The organism is Geobacillus sp. C56-T3, assembly GCF_000092445.1.
Classification (GTDB): Bacteria; Bacillota; Bacilli; order Bacillales; family Anoxybacillaceae; genus Geobacillus; species Geobacillus thermoleovorans.
The window spans coordinates 422528-442910 of sequence record NC_014206.1 but is presented as its reverse complement, the minus strand read 5'-3'; the positions used below and the strand labels follow the sequence as shown (position 1 = coordinate 442910).

Genomic DNA, 20383 nt, shown 5'->3' with positions numbered 1-20383 from the left:
CATGCTTCTTACATCGAAAAAACCATCCCCCTCTTTTGCGCTATTTTGGCGCCCGTTCCGGATTTATTGGAGCGGAACATTGCCGGCGCGCATCGGGGAGTGGGCTGATTTCGTCATCCTAAACTGGGCTGTGTTGCAGCTTTCCCGCTCGTCGCTCGATCTAGGCGTTCTCAACGTCTGCCGGCTGTTGCCGATCTTTCTATTCAGTTGGCTCGGCGGCGTGCTCGCCGACCGCCTGTCCCGGCGCCAAGTGCTTGCTGCCTCCTTGCTGGGCATGGCAGGTTTTACTTTGGTGATTGCTTGGTTGCTGCGCGAGCCGTCTTCATTAATTTGGCTGTTTGCCGCTGTCTTTGTCCGTTCGATCTTTATGGCCATGGAAACGACAGCGCGCAACGCCTATATCGCAGACCTTGTTCCAATCGAGGCGCTCTCCAGCGCCATTTCGTTGCATACCGCCGCTCTTCACATCGGGAAAATCATCGGCCCGGCAGCGGCCGGATGGGGGCTCTCTTCACTCGGCGGCGTTTCACTGCTTATCGTCTACAGCACGATGCTCGTTATCGCAGCTTTTGCTGTATTGTCATTAGAAGAGAGCCGCCCCCGCCGTCCAGCTGCGCGTCCGACAGACGGCAGCAAAGGGGAGGCGATCCGTTACATCAAGCGCACCCCGCTCGTTCGGGGGCTGCTTCTTCTTTCAATCATCCCGATGACGTTTGGCTTTGCCTATTCGGCGGTCACCCCTCTTCTTGTTGACGCGTTGGCCAACGGCGATGCCGGGGATTTCGCCGTGTTGCTCTCCGTCTCATCCGCCGGGGCATTGCTCGGCACGATCTGGCTTTCCTTCCGGCCGGTCGAGGCGATCGGCAAATGGCTCATCGTCTCTTTGCTCGCTTTTTCTCTATCGTTGCTTCTATGGATCGTCTTATTTGAACATTGGCTGCTTTGCTTAGCCGCCATGGCACTGGCCGGGTTGACCGGGCAGCTATACCGGACGTTATGCCGCCTGGCCATCCAGCTGGTCGTTCCGGATCGGTTGCGCGGACGGGTCATGAGCATCGCTTTAATGGACCGCGGCTTCATCCCGCTCGGCACCCTTTTGCTTACGACTCTTGCCGAGTATGTTGGAGCGAAAATCGCTGGCTATGCGATGGGATGGCTCTGCCTTCTTTGCGCCCTTGCCTTTTGGCGGCGAAAAGAACTATGGAACATCTCTACAGGAGGACGAATATGGAACGATTGAACACCGTCATTCAAGCCATTATAGAACGCAAGGCAAAACAGCAGGGCCCACTTTGCGCCTATGTATATGACTTAGACAACCTCCGCGTCCATACAGCAAGCTTGTCCGCTTCGCTTCCTCCTTCCGTCCGGCTCTTTTACGCCGTGAAAGCGAACGCGGATGAGCGCATCTTGAAAACAGTCGCGCCGTATGTCACCGGTTTTGAAGTCGCCTCAGGCGGCGAGCTGCAAAAAGTCCGCCGCCTGTTTGCCGATTCTCCAGTCATTTTCGGCGGTCCGGGAAAAACAGATGAGGAGCTGACCGCGGCGATTGAGGAACGTGTTGCTCTCATTCATGTCGAAAGCGTATGGGAATTGCAGCGGCTGAATTGGATCGCCGCCAGGAGGCAAACAACCGTGCGTGTACTCCTGCGGGTCAATTTGCGGCAAGCCGCCTCAGGCGCCACATTGCATATGGCGGGAAAACCGACCCAATTTGGCATCGACGAACAACATATCGCCGAAGCGATCCATACGGCATTGACTCTTCCGTCTATTGATCTGCAAGGATTCCATTTTCATTCGATGTCCAATCATACCGACGAGCAGGCCCATCTTTCTTTTATCGAAACGTGCCTGTCATTTGTCGCGCAAGCGGAAACGACGTACGGGCGGCGGTTTTCGGTCGTTAACGTCGGAGGCGGAGTCGGCGTGCATTACAACGAACCGGACCGGCAATTTCGTTGGAATTGGTTTTCCAAAGAGCTGAACCTGTTGCTGCGCCGTCAAGCCCCCCCTCATTGGACAGTCATTTTCGAGCTCGGCCGCTTTATTGCCGCCCATAATGGGTATTACGCCGCCGAGGTGCTCGACCTGAAAACCAATTACGGAACGCATTTTGCGATTATTCGCGGCGGCACCCACCATCTTCGGCTGCCGGCAGCCTGGAAAATGAACCATCCCTTTCTCGTCATTCCTATTGATGAGTGGCCATACCCCTTTAACCGCCCATCTTTACATAACCAGCGGGTGACGTTAGCTGGCGAATTGTGCACGCCAAACGACATATTGGCTCGGGATGTGCCTTGCGCCCGCCTTCGCGTTGGCGACATCGTATTGTTCCGCTGCGCCGGCGCCTACGGCTGGGACATTTCTCATCATGATTTTTTAAGCCATCCGCATCCGGAATTTATTTACCTCGAATCGTCGATGTAAAAACAGCGGGCCTCCACTCGGAAGCCCGCCTTTTTCCATTGTTTACACCGTCGGTTTTTCCGTTGTCACATACGTCCCAGCGATAAAATCGTGAATCGACCGTTTGTCTTCTCTTGCAGCTACCATAATCGCACTAATAATGAGACCAATGCCAAACGTGATAAAGTATACGAGTCCGCCAACGAACGAGCGCAAAAACATCGTGCCGACCCCAACTTTTCCGCCGTTGACTTTCGCAATCCGGATGCCAAGCATCCGCTTGCCGACCGTATATCCGTACCAAACAGCCGGAACGATTAACGCGTAAAGGATGTTCGCTAATGACGTAAACCAGTTCGTTTCCCAACTGCCAGTGATGAAATAGCCGATGATCGAAATCGGAATGCCAACGACAATCGCATCCAACAAGTTAGCCAACAGCCGCTTCCAAAATCCAGCCGGATTCGTCACCGCCATATGTCTTCCCTCCTGTTGCCTTTTCTATATTGTATTCTCCATTAACAGTATAATTGTCTTCATTTTACCGTAAATGGCGTATAAAAGAAAATCGGTTTTTTTCGGCATCACATCGATTTTTTGTTTCGATGCGGTGGTCCCTGCTACACACGCTCAAGATGCTTGAATCGATCTTCTTGCAGCAATTTCTTTAGCCCAGCTTCGCCACCACCGCCGAAAAATCGTCCGGAAGCGGCCCTTTTTGCGCAAAATGGCGGCGCAGATGGTCCAAAAGCACTTGCTCGTCCAATAAAATATGCGGCGCCAGCGCATCGCGGAACGCTTCAATCTTTTGCCGGACAGAGCCCGTTTCCCCTTCAATCGCCCCGTCGGAATACAACACAAGCGTCGCCCCGGGAGCGTAACGCAGCCGGCCGCTGTCGACCAAAAGACGCGGGAGCAATCCGATCGGCGCGCAGCCGCGGTCCAACTCCGCCACCGTTCCGTCCGGCTGGAACAAAAACCCCGGCGGATGGCCGGCTGATGCATATTCAATCATCCGTTCCTTGACATCCACAAGAACATACACGGCGGTGAAATAATACGTCATCCGCCCATTCTCATGGTACAACTGGCGCATATGGCGGTTCAACTCGCGAAACACTTCCGTCGGAACAATCCCTTTGCGGATGACGCCGTTTAAGAGCGAGCGGACCGACATGCAAATGAGCGAAGCCGCTGCCCCATGACCCATCACATCCATTAAAAAAATGCCGTACCGCTGTTTGTCGATCGGATACCAGGCGTACATATCGCCACCCAGCTCCCGCGATGGGATGTACGTTCCGGCAATCTTGATCCCTTTGGCCGACAGCGGCTTGCTCAACACGCGCTTTTGCACCTCGCGGGCCAGCCGCAAGTCATCTTTCATCGCTGCGATGTATGGGTTCTCATAAGTTGGACCGGCAAATAAAAACAAGTAAAACGCGATTCCTCCATCATGGCCGGGCACAGCCCGCACCGTCGTCTGCCTGACATAGACCGAACCGTTTTTCCGCCGCCAGCGCACCCATCCCCTCCATTCTCCACTTTCCCCAGTTCCCGCTTGAATCACCTCATAAAGCCAGGCCTCGTAATAACCCGCGTAAAGCGCATGCAGCGGCTGACCGACAATCTCTACACCATGGCCCGTGATTTTTGTGAACGCCGGATTGACAAACTGAACGACAAACTGGCCATCGGTTACGAGCATCGCCTGTTCCATCGCTTTGTACACTTGCTCAGCGAGCTGCCGTTCATTCTCGTTTCGCTTTGCTTCTGTCAGATCAGCGACAACTCCGCTGACGAGCCTCACTTCCCCGAATTGGCCAAGCACAGGAAACGTCCGTTCAAGCACCCAGCGGACGGAGCCATCCCGCTGATTGATGATGCGATACGTTTGGGCACCCGCATCCGCCCCCGAAAGAAGCGACCATTTTCTTTCCGCCTTGGCGCGGTCATCCGGGTAGGACACTTTTGCCCATATGTCTTGATCGCGGTAAAAGTCGTCCGGAGGCAGGCCGTACAGCTGCTCGCATGATGACGAAATGAACAAAAGCCGCCTTTGTTCCGGCGCTGCGAGCCAATAGACATAGTCGCCCGGCCCAACGAACACATTCATTTTTTCCAAGCCGAGAAGCAACTCCCGCCACGCGAGGTGGTCATAACGTTGAACATGTTCCCAAAACCCATCCACCATAGAACGTCATTCTCCACTGAAATAATCCATGGCTTCCTTCTCTGTGGCAAATAGTTTGATAAACGAAGAAAATTTGACAATATGGAAAATTTCCGCAAGCGACCCTTCCACTCCGGCAATGACCAACTCTTTTTGTCGGGCTCTCGCCGCCATGACGCTGTCAGCGATGACACCGAGTCCGGCGCTGTTAATGTATTTGACCCTCTCCATGTTGACGATCAATTGATCCGCTCGTTTGTCCAGCAACTTTTCCAGCGCTTGACGGAACGATTCGACGTTGTTTAAGGTAATATCTTCTGTCCATGTCAGCGTGCAAATTGCCCCTTGTTTTGTCTCCATCTTGTTTCCTCCAATGGTCACTCTTTTTTTTGCATTTGCACATGCACAACAAGACGTTGTTTCCCGCTTGCTTCACGTATACATCGTCGACGATATGGGTGATCAGCTGCAGCCCTCTGCCGCGCGGCCCTGTGTTGACGACATCAGTTTGGGCTACGGAGAAGCATCCCCCTCGCTGCTTGACAATGATCATAAACTGTCTCGCATCAATTTTCCAAAATATCCTAAATGGCAGTTTTCTCGTTTTTTGACAATATTCATACGCATTCGTGCACGCTTCCTCTGTCGCGAGCCGGAGAAAAAGGCAATCGCGCGGCAAAAACCCCATTCTCTTCGCCAGTTCCTCGGTAATGTCCATCGCTTTTAAAATGTCCGCCGTTTTCATGATCGCCATCGTTCGGATCATGGCCGTAGGCTTCATCGGCATTCCCCTATCCTTGTTATGCTTATGCGCCGGCCAAAGCAACATGGCAGCTTTTCCACTATGGCACGTTCCAGCGCTGGGGAAAACGGATTCGAATGCTATTTTTCTCCTTTATTGTTCCATCTATCGAAAAATAGTTCTTATTTACTACAACTCATTATAATACAAAATGGGGTTCATTCCAATTTCCTACATCCAAAAAAAAAGACATCATGGCACCCATCGTCCAATGATGTCCCCCTTAACGGCGCTGCCGGCGGTGGTTTAGTTGATACACAAGGGCGATCAACTGCGACCGGTCATTGACGCCAATTTTTTGAAAAATGTTCGTAATATGATTTTTCACGGTATGGACGCTAATGAACAGCCGTTCTGAAATTTCGCGGTTGCTGCAGCCTTGAATGAGCAGCTCCAATACATCCATCTCCCGGGCCGTCAACTGCTCGGACAACATGTCGATATTGACCGTCCCATCATTCCCACCGTGAGACTTGCCGCTGATCATCATCGCACCAATCGCGGCCAGCGCCGTCATATACACTTCCGCCTCTTTCGCTTCCCTTTCTTTCTTTATATGAACGGCGAGAACGCCATAGCGGCCATCGCCGACGAAAAACGGCACTTCCATCACCGATTTGCCCTCAACATCAAGCAACGCCGGCACCTCGCTTTTCGCCTTTTCCCCATGGCAGCCATAGCGACGGCAGACATCATCCCGATAACGAACGGCCATTTCTATGTCCATCGCCCCTTCGTGGACAACGGCTGTTTGGCCGTCATTAGACCATACCACGCAGACGAAATCCCCGTAAGCAAACTCCGCGGCGAATTCGGCCATTATCCGGATGATTTCTTCCTCATTCTGCACCACACGCATGGCCCGTCCAATTTCCACCAACATCGAAAGACGCATCAAATGGCGGTCCATTTTCATATCGGCCTCTGTACATTTAGCCAGGAGCAGCCAATGTTGAACGAGGGTGGAGCCGACCGAACGAAGCGCCGCCGGAAGTGAAGAGGCCGCCTCGCTGCCGATCATGACCCATCCTTCCATTGTTTTCCCGTACATCGCCGGATACGCAATCATCGCTTTCGGGCGGATGCCATGGCGGACAAAAAAGGAAAAGCGTGGATCCAAAGCGGCATCTTGAACGTAAACCGAACGAAGCGGCGGCTCCGAAGACGAAAGCGGCGGAAACAACGCATCGATCATTTTGCCACGCAGCTTTCCAGCCTTTTCCCCGCTTGCCGCCGTCACCATCCATCCTTGCGGACACTTGGCGATATACAACGCCATATCGACGCGTTCATCGAACGCCCGCAACTCAAAAAGCAGCTTGTCCACATCCGCTAGGGCGGAGCTGTCCGCAACCACTGCTTCGAGCCGTTTTCCGTATTCATGGCATTGTTGCTTGCGGCGCTCGCCGCTGATTAATTCCCCGCATATGACCGCCATCTTTTCTATATCTTTTAACTTCGCTTCGACCGCCCGCGCCGGCAGCGCCACCGATCGTTCGATGGCTGACACCCACTTTCCGCCGTCTACCAGCGGCTGTTCGCAAATGAGCCATTTCGTCTCTTCCTCGATAAACACGCCCGCCCAAATCCAATATTCCGCCTTCTCATCGACAAACACGGGAGCGACAATGCTTTTCATGCCAAAACGCCCGACCGGCACGACCGATGGACGCTGCCATCCGTCAATGACAAGTTCTCGCGGGCAGAAAAACGATGGCGCTTCCCTTTTAGCGGCAAACAAAACGAGCTCCGCCAGCTCGGTCATATTCGATACTTTCGTCACGGGAGTGCCGTGATCATCGACGATCAGCATGCTCAACTCCGTCAATGCCGCGTATGCATCTTGAATATATTGCAACGATTCACGGATCACCACGCCTTCAACTCTCCTACAATACATTTTTATCCTTATCTATTATGGACAAACCATTTGCAAGAAATCAAGCATGAGCCCCCTAACAACAAAAATAAACCGGCGTGGGAGCCCTATGGACGACCCACGCCGGAACAAATCTTTTGAAACGGACAGAGGGCAACAAGGGCAGACAATTCGGAGAAAAGGCGTCACCAGTCAATGCGCAATTCAAGGGTGGCAAGGCAATCAGCCAACTGCCGCTTAATCTCCGCCAATGCAGCCTCCGTCTTGGCTTCTGCACGCAACACGAGAATCGGCTGCGTGTTCGACGGCCGCACCAACCCCCAGCCTTCCGGGAACTGGATGCGGGCGCCATCAACGTCAACAACCGGATAGCGGCCAGCGAACCGGTTTTTCACCGTGGCAATGGCAGCTGGTTTTTTCTCTTCCGGGCAAGCAACGCGCGTCTCCGGCGTCGCCGCGTACCGCGGCACATCGGCAAACCACTCGGACAGCGGGCGCTCATCGTGCGACAGTAATCGAAGCAGGCGCCCAGCGGCGTACAGCGCATCGTCATAGCCGTAAAACTCATCATTGAAGAACAAATGACCAGACATTTCACCGGCAAACGGGATCTCCGGACGACGGCGCAACGTCGCTTTGACGTGCGAATGGCCGGTGCGATGGAAGAACGGTTTCCCGCCGAGCCGCTCAATTTCCTCAACGAGCGCTTGCGAACATTTCACTTCGACGGGCGCGTCGGCTCCCGGATGGCGCTTCAGAATCTCGCGCCAGAACAACACCATCAGTTGGTCGCCCCAGCGGATTGTACCCGTTTCATCCACGACTCCGATCCGGTCGCCGTCGCCGTCAAACGCGATGCCAAGATCAGCCTGCTCCTTGCGCACCATCTCAATCAAGTCCGTTAAGTTCTCCGGCACGACCGGGTCCGGATGATGATTCGGAAACGTCGGATCGGATTCACAGTAAAGCGGGATGACATCGCATCCCCACTCTTTGAGCACTTGTGGTGCAATGATCGATGGGGTGCCGTTGCCGCAGTCGACGACGACCTTCAGCTTGCGCGGACCGAGCTTAATTTTCTCCTTCAACATCTTGATATATGCCGGAGCAAGGTCAAGCGTTTCCTCGCGCCCCCGCGCTGTTTCAGGACGCGGCTGTTCCTGGCTGAGCCGCTCCATCGCCCGCCGCAGCGCTTGGATGCGCTCGCCATAAATTGTCGTTTTCCCCATGGCGATTTTAAATCCGTTCTCATCCCCTGGGTTATGGCTGGCGGTGATGATCATGCCGCATGGAATGTTCGTGTAGTATAAGCTGTAGTAAAACATCGGCGTCGTCGAAAGTCCAATATCGACGACATCGCAGCCGCCATCGAGCAGCCCATCTTTGAGCGCCCGATGCAAGCCAGGCGATGACAGACGATTGTCATGACCGACAACCGCCCTCTTCTCGCCTTCCTTTTGCATCATGTCGGCAAAGGCCCGTCCGAGCCAATACGCGAACGACTCATCGAGCTCCTCACCGGCTCGTCCGCGGATGTCGTATTCTTTAAACACGTGTGCCGGCCATGCGAACGGTTTCGTTGTTGACGTATTCATCGACAACCACCTCCACCGAAATCGATTGAGCGATTGCTGCTGTTAACAAGTACGACAATGTTGACTCCGCCCCCCGATTCGGGTTCGGGCCGTTCGGGCCAAGCCCGTCGCAGCAACTGCCGTCGCTTGGGTCCGCAAGCGGCGCGTTGCCGTCGTTTTGTCCGTAAAACCAAGCGAGGCAGCGGCGGACGACGCCGCGATAACGCTCGTCGTCCGTTGCCCAATACGCTTCGCGCGCCGCCAAAGCGAGCTTCATCACATCAAGCGGCTGTTGATCCCAATCGGCGCGGTAGCGGCGGCTGCACCAGCCGCGGTTGCCGACCGGACGGATGACACCTCCCGGTCCGCTCATTTTTTCAATAAGGAAAGCAAGGCTTTTTTCCGCCACTTCCTTCACCTCATCCCGCGGCGCGCGCCGATATGCCGTCCAAAGCGCCCACGGCAGCACCCCGTTGGCGTACGTCAACTCCGGCTCATACCAATGCCAATCGTCGCCAGCATGCTCCCAATACGCCGCAAGCAGCCGCTGCTCAAGCCGTGCAGCCAAAGCTGCCACTTCCTCTTGATCGACGCCAAGCGGACGTCCTTCTGTCAATAAGACGCCGCAAGTGGCCACCCCCCAGGCGACGCCGCGCAGCGAACGAAGCTCCCAAGCCGCCGGCATGGCCCGCCGCAACATATCTGCTGCCGCCTCGCGCCGCGCCGGATCGCTGAGGCGAACGTAAGCCAACGCCGCCGCCCAAAACGACCGCCCGAAGCAGTCGTCTGACGGCGTTTCCTCTTCTTTTGTCCGGTCGAAGAAAAAGTTGTTATGGAACGTGCCATCATCGTTTTGCGCCCAAAGCAAAAACGCCAAATACCGGTCAAGCAAACGGTGCAGCCGCTCTTTTTCTCCTTTGTCCTCGCATAGCGCCATCCATTCCAGGCACGCCCAAATGGCGCGGGCGTTGTCATCGGTCGAATAACCCTCGCGACGGCGCGGGATGCGGCCAAGGCTATGCTCAAGCAACCCGGTGTCGTCAGTCATGCGCTCGAGATGGTCGAACTTAATGACTGACGGTGCCAATGGTCTTCACCTCCCCACGTTTCGCGGCGCACATGCGCGCAAACAAGGCGACATGCTGTTCGCCGACGCGCGGCCAATGCGTGTTTGCCCCGATTTGGCGCACCTTTTCCTCCCATCGCTTCAGCGCCGCCTCGTCGGCCAACAGCTGCCCGAGCCGCTCTTCCCAGGCGGTCGTATCGCCATACGGCAACAACAGCTCTTCACAACCTTGCAACAAATCGCGCGCATGCTCATACGGCGTCGAAACGACCGGACGGCCGACGCCGACCGCATAGGCAAGCGTGCCACTTGTAATTTGCTGCATGCCCGGGTACGGGGTGACGTATAGATCGCACGCCGTCAAATAATCGATCAATTCCTCTTCGCTGAAATACCGATCTTCCATGTGGACATGGCGCTCAAGCCCTAAACGGTGAATGAGCGATTTCAACTCCTCGCGATATGCTTCTCCTTCCCTCTTTTTCACTTCTGGGTGCGTCTGTCCGGCAATGACATACAGCGCTTCCGGCACCTTGCGCACAACGCCCGGCAATGCGGCCAAGACCGATTCAATCCCTTTGCCGCGGCTTAGAAGCCCGAACGTCAACATCACTTTGCGGCCGCTGAATCCGAGGCGGCGGCGAAGCGAATCGCAATTTTCGCTGCTTGGGCCTGGAGCACCGTGCGGAATGTAGACAATTTTTTCTTCCGGCAGGCCAAACGCTTTGACCAAATACGGAATCGCCTGCCGGTTCATGACGATGATCGCATCGCTTGCCGCCGCGATTTTCTCTTGAATCGGGCGATACGGCAACGGCGGGTCGGCAAACACCGTATGGAACGTCGTTACGAGCGGCTTGTTGAGCGCGGCGATGAAATCAAGAATGTATTCGCCCGCCTCGCCGCCGAAAATGCCGAACTCATGCTGCAATAAAACGACATCGATGTCGCTTTCATTCACCCGTTTGGCCATCTCGGCATACGCCGCGCGGTTTTGCGCCGGAAGCGGCCAATACGCTGGGTCGTTGCGATAGGCGTCATCGCCGTCGCTTTCGTTATACAAAACGATGACGCGGTCGCCATCGGATGGGCCCCGGACGCCGTCAATGCTTTGGCGCAAATGTTCCGTAAACGTCGCCAGCCCGCACCGCCGCGGCGGGTACGTGCTGACGTAGGCAATTCGAATCATGCTTGCACCGCCTCCTTGAACTGATTAATAATCGAATCTTCGAACACTTCTCCCGCCGGCGTCACCGTCCGATAGCCGAAAATGCTGTTTTGCAAACGGCTGCGGTCACGAATGACAGAGCGGTCCCAAACGATTGTCTGCGCGCAATGGACGCGGGCGCCAATTTGGCAGCGGTCGCCGATGACCGCATTCGGGCCAATGACGGCCTGTGGACCGATTTTCACGTGGTCGCCGATGAGCACAGGCGGCACAAACAAAACGCCAGACCCAATCTCCACGTTTTCACCGACAAACACGCCCGGTTGAATTTCACGTCCTTTGAGCGGAATCGGAAACTCCCGACGCAACGCATCCCAGTGAACTTGGCGGTAGCGGGCCGGCGTCCCCATATCACGCCAGTATCCGTTGCTGACGATGCCATATACACCGACATTCTTCTCGATCAGCAGCGGGAATGTTTCGCGTTCAATCGATACTTCCCGCTCAGCCGGAATATAGCGCATCACGTCCGGCTCGAAAATATACATGCCGGCATTGATGCGGTTCGATGGCGCTTCTTCGCGGCGCGGCTTTTCGACAAAGCGTAAAATTTGCCCACGATCGTCTTGTTCGACTACCCCATAGGAAGAAGGATCGTCTACTTCCGTTAAGACAATCGTCGCCAAACCGCCATGTTGACGATGGAAATCAAGCAGCAGGATCAATTGCGGCAAATGCACGATATCGGCGTTAAACACGAGAAACCGTTCCTTCAACCAGCGCTCAGCGTTTTTGATCGCCCCAGCCGTTCCAAGTGGGAACGGTTCGAGCGCGTATGTAATCTTGACGTTCCAGCGCTTCCCATCTTCGAAATAGCGACGGATCACTTCTGAACAATGATGTGCGGCTATGACAAATTCGTTGACTCCTTGGTCGCGAAGATGAACGATGAGGTGTTCAAGCCATGGCCGGTTCGCAATCGGGGCCATCGGTTTGGGGATGTTTTCGGTCAATGGACGAAGACGCGTACCTAATCCTCCTGCCAGCAACAATGCTTTCATTTCGTCATCCCTCCATATCTTTTTTTCACAAAAATAGACACCTTTTTTGACGGATGAACGAGAAAATGAAAGTAGTTCATAGATTGCTAGCACTCGGCTTCGATGGTTGCTAATAATAATATACATAATATTCCTCCTTCTATGCAAGCGAAATAATTGTCGGATGGTGTCGATGAGGAATGATTGATGCTTGCAAATTTCAAAACTTTCATTTTCTCGTTCTTCTTTTTCTTTGCGGTATAATGAGTATCGTTAATGCTATATATATGTGAGGGAGGAGGAGAATACGCCATGATTTCTTCATCATCTTTCCGTTACCATGTTGGCATTGCCGGTGCCGGCGCATTCGCTGAATTTCTCGCCGGCGCGCTCGCCCCGCTTCCTTCCTTCCATCTCGCCGCTGTCGCCGGGCGGACGGACGAAAAACGCCAGCGCGTCATCGACGCCTATCGCCGCCGTCAGCCGCAGGCGGGCGACGTGCGCGAATACCGCGAAGCTGAAGAATTGATCGTTGACCCGCATGTTGACATCGTCATTCTCACCACCCCGCCGCATTTGCACGCCCCGCTTGCCGAGCGGGCGCTTGAGGAAGGAAAACATGTGCTCCTTGAAAAGCCAGGCGGCCTCACCGCCGAGGCGCTGCGGGCGAACATCCAGCTCGCCGCCCGCCAAAACCGGGCGTTGGCGGTCAATCTCGTCCTTCGCTACCACCCGCTCGCAGAAGCCGTCAAGCAACTCATCCACCGCGCGCTTCTTGGCCCAGTGGACTACGCAAGCCTTCACAACGCGGCTCACCGCGTCGCGGAAGGCCATTGGTTTTGGGACGAGCGGCGAAGCGGCGGCATCCTGATCGAGCACGGCGTCCACTTTTTTGAAGTCGGTCGCGATTGGTTTGGCGAAGCGGTTTCCGCGCACGGATTCGCGTTAAGGGAAACAGACGGCACACGGCCGCGCGTCGGCGCTACGGTGATTCATGAAGGCAACGGACGGCGCATCCCCGTCCATTATTACCACGGCTTTACGATGGACCCTGCCGCTTCGGAATCGACGCACTGGGACATTCATACGGCACGCGGGCGCATCGTGCTTGAAGGCTGGATTCCGACGCAGCTGTCCGTCTCCGGCCTCGTCTCTGACGAGGAGGCCGCGTGCATTGATGCCTGGCTTGACGCTATCCCGACAAAGCCGTCATCCGGCGCCATCGAACAACTGCAACAAGCGGCCGACCAACTATTGTCGTCCGCTGAACTTTCAGCCGCTCCGCGCCGCCCATACAAGCGCACCGTGGTGCTCTCGGACCGCCACGGGTGGTACGAAGCGATTGCCCAAACGCGCTTTCTTGATTTTTGCCGTTTGATCGAGAACCCGAGCTGGCGCGTCCTCGTCACCGCCGAAGACGCCGCCGCCGACCTCGCTTTGGCGGAAGCGTGCACCGTTGCAGATGAAGCAATCGATCCGCTCGGCATCCGTTAACACAATGAAACAAAAAGGAAAGGTGTCCCAAAAAGATCGGGGCACCTTTTTTGATTGCCGTATATAATTGTTAAAAAGCAATATATTGTGTTTCGCTTCTTGAACATCGCCCTTTGGCGTCAGACTCTTTTTCGCCTCAATCTGTACAACGGTAGTTTTTCCCAACAAACACCCGAACACCGCAACGGCCATTTACACGTTCCGGCCTACCTTCCTCTTGTGCAACAGCGCCTCAACGGTCGAAATGTCCGCCGGCGCCCACTCAAGCGAGCGCAATGCTTGAAGCGGCACCCACCTAAGCTCGGCATGCTCCCGAGCTCGCGGCTCCCCATCGACTAAGCGGGCTTCATACGACCGCAAATGCACGATGGCATGTTCATATTCATGGCATACATCCGCCAACAGTTTGCCGATGGAAATCGTGCAGCCAAGCTCCTCGCGAATTTCCCGAACTAAGGCCGCTTCCGGACTTTCACCTTCCTCCACTTTGCCGCCGGGGAACTCCCAGACGTTGGGCAGCGACATGTCGGGAGCGCGCAAGGCGCATAGGATGTCCCCGCGTTCATTGCGAATGGCTGCCCCGACGACATAGATGGTTCGTTTCATGACGACCGGCTCCTTGTTACGATCTCCCAACCATTGTAGCAAAAACTTGGCTCTTCACCAAAAGTTGTACTTGATTTTTTCTGAACATCCCCTATTTACGCTTGTGAGGGAACATCAGCACTTTTTGCCTATCCTTGTCAGGAAACCGTTGTCAAGTACATGTTGTGGTGAAGAGCCAAAAACTTCCCTATTTTCCAAAATAGTGGAACCCTTTTCGGTGTTATGTTACTCTCAACAGTAGAATCATGACAGGCAAAGGTCGGGACGGCATCGTTCCCGCCTTTTTAATTTAAGAAGGACATTGAAGGTCGTGATCGTGAAACAGATGAAGAATTTCATCGTTCCCGCCTTTTTAATTAAGAAGGACGGAACCTTTTCACCAGGCGCTCCGTATTCTCAACTGAAATCGATGACAAGGAGGAGAACTTGTTGTTCAAAAAACTGTTAAGTTCTATCGGCATCGGAGCAGCCACTGTTGATACGAAATTAGCGAAAGCGCAATATGTCCAAGGCGAAACAGTCGAAGGGGTTGTCGACATTCGCGGCGGCAGCATCGAGCAGCATATCGACGAAATTTACTTAGCGTTAGTGACGACTTACCTTCGCGAAATCGATGATAAGAAACACGAGGAAAAAGCGGTGCTGGCGCGGTACAAAGTAAGCGGCTCGCTGACGATTGGGCCGAACGAAACGAAAACGATCCCGTTTCAATTCGCCTTGCCGTACAACGTGCCCGTCACGCTCGGCTCTTCGCGGGTATGGCTGCAAACCGGCCTTGACATTAAAATGGCGCTCGACCCGCAAGACCGCGACCATCTCACCATCGAACCGCACCCGCTCGTCGCCGCGTTTCTCGAGGCAGCCCGCCAATTAGGATTCCGCCTCCACCACGTCCAATGCGAACAAGCGCGGCGCTATGGGCAGCGGCGGTTGCCGTTTGTCCAAGAGTTTGAATTCAAGCCGGCGAGTGGACCGTTCAAAGGCTGTCTTGATGAATTGGAAGCGATCTTCTTTTTGTCTGAAAACAGCGTGGAAGTCTTGCTGGAAATCGACCGCAAGGCACGTGGACTTTCTGGGTTGTTCGCAGAGGCGCTCGATATGGACGAGACGTTTGTCCGGTTCACCTACGGCACAGGCGACATCCCGGCATTGCCGCAATTACTGGCAGATGCGATCCAGAAGTACAGTTAGACGGAAAAAACGGAAAGGGCCGTCCGCCATCTTTTTCCTTCCGCTTCTGAAGTTTGTAGGTGGGGCATAGGTTGCACATCTATCCCTGTAAATGATTTCTATTTGTTTCAAAAAAGGATGGCAAAAACAATAAATCCCGTTTCTCCCTATCCGAGAAACGGGATTCCTTCCATCATGATCCCCGAACAAGCAACGCACAGCACTCGACATGGGCCGTATGCGGAAACATGTCCACCGGCTGGACGGTCTCCAATGTATAGCCGAACGGGACTAGCTCCGTAATGTCTGACGCAAACGTCTCCGGATTGCATGAGACATACACGACCCGCTCCGGCCGCGCCCGGCCGATTTTGCGCATCACCTTCCCGCCCGCCCCCGAACGTGGAGGATCCAAAAGCAGCAGCTCCGGCCGCCCGAACTGTTCCAACACTTCATCAATCCCGCGTCTCGCATCCCGAGCCAAAAAGTACGTATTGTCAATGCCGTTGTCCTTCGCATTTCGCTTCGCCGACTCAATCGACGTTTCAACAATTTCAATGCCAGCTAACGCTTTGACCCGTTTCGCAAACGGCAGGGAAAACGTCCCGACTCCGCAAAAGAGGTCGATCATGTTTTCATGGGGCTGCGGCTCGCCCATCTCCAACGCCAGCTCGACCAATTTGGCCGCCTGCACCGGGTTCGTTTGAAAAAACGTATCAAACCAAAGGCGGTAGCGGAAGCCGCACAATTCATCGTAAATGAAATCACGTCCGGCCAACACATGGGTTTGTTCCGCCTGGGTGCGGTCCGCCCACGCCCGATTCTCGAGCCAAAGCAAACTTTTCACTTCTGGGAGCGCCTTCGTGATCCGTTCCGTCAAATCAGCCGCCGCTTCTTTCAACTCCCCTTCCGGCGCCTCCGTCGCAAAAAGCGCCACCATGACTTCCCCAGTCGCAAACGACTCGCGCACCATGACGTGGCGAAGCAGCCCTTCGTGGGTATCTTTGTGATAACCAGGCAGCTGATGATCGCGCGCCCAACGCGCTACCTCCATGGCAGCTTTGACGATCTTCTCGCCGGCAATGAGACATGTCTCCAACGAAATCACTTGTCGGAAATTCCCTTGCTCGTGCAGCCCAAGCAAACCTTCAGGAGAAAACGTAAACTCCATTTTATTGCGGTAATGCCATGGACGCTCCATCCCGATCGTCTCGCGCACAACGTCCGGATCAAATCCGCGCTGGGCAAGAAGCGCCTTCACCTGTTCGGTTTTATGCCGCAGTTGCCCTTCATAGTGCCAGTGCTGCCACACGCAGCCGCCGCAGCGGTCAAAGTGCGGACACGGCGGATCGAGCCGCTCTGGATGCCGCTCGATCACTTCTTCCACTCGGGCATGGGCCCTCCGGCGTTTCGGCCGATCGATCAAAACCCGCACCTTTTCGCCAGGAAGCGTGGACGGAACGGTGAGTTTGAGCTTTTTTCTCCTCCCTTCTTCTTCCTGCCAAACGACCGCTTGTCCCGCTCCTTTTTTATCCAACTGATGAATGTCCGTAATGAACGATTGTTTTGCGCTGTCTGTCAATGGCTTTCCTCCTTCCGAGATGAGCGATGTGTTGTCACTCTTTATGTATTGTACACGATCAGCGGACGAATCCAAAGAAACTTCGCGCAATGGAACAGTGTTCCCCAAACTGTATAATAAAGAAAAGCCTAAGCTGGCAATGTACGTCCGTATTCTCTTAATCAATGGAAAGGGTACAAACAATCGCCATCGCTTGCGGCCCTTCCATTTGATTTTAACACCAAAAGGTGATATATTTATTTTGAAACCTATTGGTGTCATATCCAATGAATGGAGGAGTTCTTGTGGAAACAAAGCAAACGTTGCCGGAAATCCGCAAAACAATCGTATTGAATGCCCCGATTGAAAAAGTATGGAAAGCGGTGGCGACATCCGAAGGTATTGCGGCGTGGTGGATGCCGAATACGTTTGAGCCGATTTTAGGTCACCAGTTTGTTTTGCACGCAGGGCCATTCGGCGATTCGCCATGCAAAGTGACGGAGCTCGATCCACCTAACCGCTTAGGGTTTGACTGGGGAAAGGATTGGCACCTTACGTTTGAATTAAAAGCATTAGAAGACGGAAAAACAGAATTCACCCTGATCCATTCCGGATGGGATGCGGACAAAACAACCGAATTTGGGCAACCTCACACAGTCGTTCGCAAGATTATGGATGACGGGTGGGAGAACATTGTCAACCAAAAACTTCCAGCATATCTCGAAGGATAAACGGACCGTTTCCGTGCCAAAACACGATGTGTTTCACGCCATCGCCGATCCAACTCGCCGCCAGATGTTGCAGCTGCTGGCCGACAACGAATTGTCGATTGCCGCGATTTCCAAATCCTTCCCGATCAGCCGCACAGCTGTCAATAAACATCTTCGTGTGCTTTCGGAAGCAGGTTTGGTCAGCTGTCGGAAAACTGGACGCGAAACAAGGTACAGGCTAGAGCCCGAACCTCTCGCCGAACTGAAAACGTGGCTTTCCTTCTTTGAACCGTATTGGGATGAACGGCTTGCGGCTCTCAAGCATTTGGTGGAAGCGGATGAGGAGTCATCATGATGACAAAAATCGCATGGATTCACGGGGGCGCAAAGACGGATCAAGCGACAATCTATACGCCCCCTATCGCTCTATAAGGAAGGAGAAGAGAAGAAAAGAATGGATCCTTTCATCTCTTGCCCGCAATGCACAAATCCGATTACAGTCAAAGACGTCATGCGCTTTTCCTCTCCTTGGACGATGAAATGTCCATATTGCGATGTAAAGCTGAAAGAAACGCGGGTCACCCCGTTTTTGCTGCTGGCCGCCGCATGCATCGTCCCGTTGTTTATTTTCGTGACGGTCCAAATCAAGACATATGCTGCAGCTTATTGGCCAATCATCGATCACGTGCCGACAATCATCGTGTTTCTTGTTACACTCTATCCCATTTATTGGCTTTACGAGCGCGCCAACGCCACAATCCTATGCAAAAAAGGGCGCTTTCAGGTAAAAAAAAGGATGTAGCGCCTCCGAAATGGGAAAAGGAACGTTGCGATTCGCAACGGCATGTACAAGTTTGAAACCGGCCCATCACTGACCATCCTAGAAAACGTCTAACGAAAGTGTTCCTTATCCATATAGATGATGATGAAAAAAAGGGTGTCCCGCTGCGTTCGGGACACCGTCGACTCCAACCAATCAACCTGTTACAATGCCTTCTCTTTCTTTTCTTCCCATCTCTTATATCCATTTTCCCAGAATTCCGCATTCTTGATCCCGTATTTCGACGCATTGAACTCCGGATCTTTGCCTTGCTTCAACTGTTCTTCGTAATCTTTTAAGGCCATATAGGCTGGTTTAAACAACAACAAGATCGCAATCAAGTTGAGCCAAACCATGATTCCAAGCCCGATGTCGCCCATCGCCCATGCCGTCGTCGCTGTTTTGACCGTTCCATAGAACGTGGCCGCCAAAAAGACGAGCTTCAAGGCAAAGAAGGCCGTTCCCCTCTTTTCACTGCGCACCAAATAGGCGAGGTTCGTCTCGGCAATATAGTAATACGCGTACATCGTCGTAAACGCGAAGAAGAACAGAGCGATCGCGATAAAGGCCGACCCGAATCCCGGGAAGAGGGTGTCCACCGCCGCCTGCGTATACCCTGCGCCCGGCTCCACTCCTTTCAAATGAACCACAATCGGCTCGCCTGTTTTTTCATTGATCACATTGTATTGACCCGTAAACAAAATCATCAGTGCCGTCGCCGTCACGACCAAGAACACGTCCAAATAAATCGAAAACGCCTGCACAAGCCCCTGCTTGGCCGGGTGGGACACTTCCGCCGCCGCTGCCGGGTGGGCGCCCGTCCCTTGCCCCGCTTCATTCGCATAAAGGCCGCGTTTGACCCCCCACATCACGGCCGACCCAAGAATTCCACCAAACACTTGATCAGCGCCAAACGCGCTTTTGAAAATCAGGCCAAACACATCCGGGACTTTCTCAATATTCACCGCAATAATCGCAATCGCGACCAACAAATAGCCAACCGCCATAAACGGAACGACAATTTCCGCCGTTTTCGCGATCCGCTTCACTCCTCCAAAAATCGTAAAGCCAAGAACAGCGATCACGAAAATCCCCGTCACCAATTTCGGAATGCCAAACGCATTCGAAAACCCATCCGCGATTGAATTCGCCTGAATCCCCGGCATCAACACCGCCATGGAGAGAAGGATCGCCCCGGCAATCACAACCGCAAACCATTTCCAGCCAAGGCCCTTTTCAATATAAAAAGCCGGACCGCCGCGGTATTGCCCGTCTTGCTCTTCTTTGTAGATTTGCGCCAGCGTCGACTCGACATACGCCGTCGCCGCTCCGATAAAGGTGATCACCCACATCCAAAAGACCGCGCCCGGCCCCCCGTACGCAATCCCCGTCGCCGTCCCGGCGACGTTCCCGACCCCAATGCGGCCGGATAAAGACATCGTCAACGCCTGGAAGGACGAGACCCCCGCGTCAGAGCCTTTCCCGGTCGTCAGAAGCCGAATCATTTCCTTCACATGGCGAATTTGCAGGAAACGGGTGCGAATGCTAAAATACAAACCGCAACCGACAATGAAAGCAATCAAAAAAGGGCTCCACAGCCACCCGTTCACCGTTTCCACGAGCTTTTCAATCAACCCAATCCCTCCTATGCCAGCTAATTACTTTTGTTGTATAACACATAACCAAATAATATTATAAATATTACACATTTCGGCTTCAATAATTTTTTTATATATCATTTTTTTCTGTATTTTCTTTATATCACCCCACTTGTCCTTGTATAAAAAAATAAATGGTTTGTTCCGCTATTTTTTCAAAATAACTTTCAAACCAAAAAAATGATAGGATGAGGCAAGGCGGGTGAATCCGCCCCGAACGGCCGCCTCCCCACGCCGCAGGATCCCAAGT

General features: G+C 53.8%; 19 protein-coding genes. 7 read left to right on the top strand and 12 right to left on the bottom strand.

Features of this window, described 5'->3' with window-relative positions:
* Nucleotide 1 precedes the first annotated feature (1 nt).
* Both GC56T3_RS02345 and GC56T3_RS02340 read left to right on the top strand, forming a co-directional pair.
* The gene (locus GC56T3_RS02345) at nucleotides 2-1240 is read left to right on the top strand and encodes an MFS transporter (RefSeq protein WP_013144228.1); all 1239 of its coding nucleotides are present in this window, start codon (nucleotides 2-4) and stop codon (nucleotides 1238-1240) included.
* Nucleotides 1228-2433, top strand: a complete 1206-nt coding sequence (locus tag GC56T3_RS02340; RefSeq protein WP_013144227.1) for a type III PLP-dependent enzyme — start codon at nucleotides 1228-1230, stop codon at nucleotides 2431-2433. Before GC56T3_RS02345 ends, GC56T3_RS02340 begins: the two co-directional genes overlap by 13 nt.
* 42 nt (nucleotides 2434-2475) lie before the next feature.
* Here GC56T3_RS02340 and GC56T3_RS02335 read toward each other — a convergent pair whose 3' ends face one another.
* From GC56T3_RS02335 to GC56T3_RS02300, 9 genes are all read right to left on the bottom strand, one after another.
* Entirely contained in the window at nucleotides 2476-2889 is a 414-nt protein-coding gene (locus tag GC56T3_RS02335) for an RDD family protein (protein WP_011229872.1), read from the bottom strand.
* A gap of 190 nt (nucleotides 2890-3079) precedes the next feature.
* Nucleotides 3080-4606, bottom strand: coding sequence for a PP2C family protein-serine/threonine phosphatase (locus GC56T3_RS02330; RefSeq protein ID WP_013144226.1), 1527 nt, complete (start codon nucleotides 4604-4606; stop codon nucleotides 3080-3082).
* A 6-nt stretch (nucleotides 4607-4612) separates the two neighbouring features.
* On the bottom strand, nucleotides 4613-4897 hold the full coding sequence (locus GC56T3_RS02325; RefSeq protein WP_227456719.1) for an STAS domain-containing protein: 285 nt from the start codon (nucleotides 4895-4897) through the stop codon (nucleotides 4613-4615).
* Nucleotides 4794-5273, bottom strand: a complete 480-nt coding sequence (locus tag GC56T3_RS19850; protein ID WP_255347863.1) for an ATP-binding protein — start codon at nucleotides 5271-5273, stop codon at nucleotides 4794-4796. The genes GC56T3_RS02325 and GC56T3_RS19850 overlap by 104 nt, the downstream gene beginning before the upstream one ends.
* A gap of 337 nt (nucleotides 5274-5610) precedes the next feature.
* The gene (locus GC56T3_RS02320; protein ID WP_013144224.1) at nucleotides 5611-7263 is read right to left on the bottom strand and encodes a helix-turn-helix transcriptional regulator; all 1653 of its coding nucleotides are present in this window, start codon (nucleotides 7261-7263) and stop codon (nucleotides 5611-5613) included.
* A 188-nt stretch (nucleotides 7264-7451) separates the two neighbouring features.
* Entirely contained in the window at nucleotides 7452-8861 is a 1410-nt protein-coding gene (locus tag GC56T3_RS02315; RefSeq protein WP_013144223.1) for a phosphomannomutase/phosphoglucomutase, read from the bottom strand.
* Nucleotides 8812-9927, bottom strand: a complete 1116-nt coding sequence (locus GC56T3_RS02310; RefSeq protein ID WP_013144222.1) for a hypothetical protein — start codon at nucleotides 9925-9927, stop codon at nucleotides 8812-8814. Before GC56T3_RS02310 ends, GC56T3_RS02315 begins: the two co-directional genes overlap by 50 nt.
* The gene (locus GC56T3_RS02305; RefSeq protein WP_013144221.1) at nucleotides 9908-11095 is read right to left on the bottom strand and encodes a glycosyltransferase family 4 protein; all 1188 of its coding nucleotides are present in this window, start codon (nucleotides 11093-11095) and stop codon (nucleotides 9908-9910) included. The genes GC56T3_RS02310 and GC56T3_RS02305 overlap by 20 nt, the downstream gene beginning before the upstream one ends.
* On the bottom strand, nucleotides 11092-12135 hold the full coding sequence (locus tag GC56T3_RS02300) for an NDP-sugar synthase (RefSeq protein ID WP_013144220.1): 1044 nt from the start codon (nucleotides 12133-12135) through the stop codon (nucleotides 11092-11094). The genes GC56T3_RS02305 and GC56T3_RS02300 overlap by 4 nt, the downstream gene beginning before the upstream one ends.
* Before the next feature lie 291 nt (nucleotides 12136-12426).
* On the opposite strand from GC56T3_RS02300, the gene GC56T3_RS02295 reads away from it, so the two are divergent.
* Nucleotides 12427-13608, top strand: a complete 1182-nt coding sequence (locus tag GC56T3_RS02295; protein ID WP_013144219.1) for a Gfo/Idh/MocA family protein — start codon at nucleotides 12427-12429, stop codon at nucleotides 13606-13608.
* Nucleotides 13609-13800: 192 nt separating this feature from the next.
* On the opposite strand, the gene GC56T3_RS02290 is transcribed toward GC56T3_RS02295, so the two are convergent.
* Nucleotides 13801-14214: a (deoxy)nucleoside triphosphate pyrophosphohydrolase gene (locus GC56T3_RS02290; RefSeq protein ID WP_013144218.1), complete on the bottom strand. Its 414-nt coding sequence runs from the start codon at nucleotides 14212-14214 to the stop codon at nucleotides 13801-13803.
* A 426-nt stretch (nucleotides 14215-14640) separates the two neighbouring features.
* Here GC56T3_RS02290 and GC56T3_RS02285 point away from each other — a divergent pair, with 426 nt between their 5' ends.
* Entirely contained in the window at nucleotides 14641-15405 is a 765-nt protein-coding gene (locus tag GC56T3_RS02285) for a sporulation protein (RefSeq protein WP_193568248.1), read from the top strand.
* Between the two features lie 172 nt (nucleotides 15406-15577).
* Here the strand turns inward: GC56T3_RS02285 and rlmD are convergent, their stop codons facing one another.
* Nucleotides 15578-16966 (bottom strand): 23S rRNA (uracil(1939)-C(5))-methyltransferase RlmD, encoded by a 1389-nt coding sequence (gene rlmD, locus GC56T3_RS02280; protein ID WP_013144216.1) that lies wholly within the window; start codon nucleotides 16964-16966, stop codon nucleotides 15578-15580.
* Between the two features lie 284 nt (nucleotides 16967-17250).
* Here rlmD and GC56T3_RS02275 point away from each other — a divergent pair, with 284 nt between their 5' ends.
* The 3 genes from GC56T3_RS02275 (at nucleotide 17251) to GC56T3_RS02265 (ending at nucleotide 18457) form a co-directional block, all read left to right on the top strand.
* The gene (locus tag GC56T3_RS02275; protein ID WP_013144215.1) at nucleotides 17251-17676 is read left to right on the top strand and encodes an SRPBCC domain-containing protein; all 426 of its coding nucleotides are present in this window, start codon (nucleotides 17251-17253) and stop codon (nucleotides 17674-17676) included.
* Nucleotides 17639-18010: a helix-turn-helix transcriptional regulator gene (locus GC56T3_RS02270; protein WP_049775713.1), complete on the top strand. Its 372-nt coding sequence runs from the start codon at nucleotides 17639-17641 to the stop codon at nucleotides 18008-18010. The genes GC56T3_RS02275 and GC56T3_RS02270 overlap by 38 nt, the downstream gene beginning before the upstream one ends.
* A 99-nt stretch (nucleotides 18011-18109) precedes the next feature.
* The gene (locus GC56T3_RS02265; RefSeq protein WP_013144213.1) at nucleotides 18110-18457 is read left to right on the top strand and encodes a hypothetical protein; all 348 of its coding nucleotides are present in this window, start codon (nucleotides 18110-18112) and stop codon (nucleotides 18455-18457) included.
* A gap of 182 nt (nucleotides 18458-18639) precedes the next feature.
* On the opposite strand, the gene GC56T3_RS02260 is transcribed toward GC56T3_RS02265, so the two are convergent.
* Nucleotides 18640-20109: a sodium:alanine symporter family protein gene (locus GC56T3_RS02260; protein WP_013144212.1), complete on the bottom strand. Its 1470-nt coding sequence runs from the start codon at nucleotides 20107-20109 to the stop codon at nucleotides 18640-18642.
* Between the last annotated feature and the right edge of the window lie 274 nt (nucleotides 20110-20383).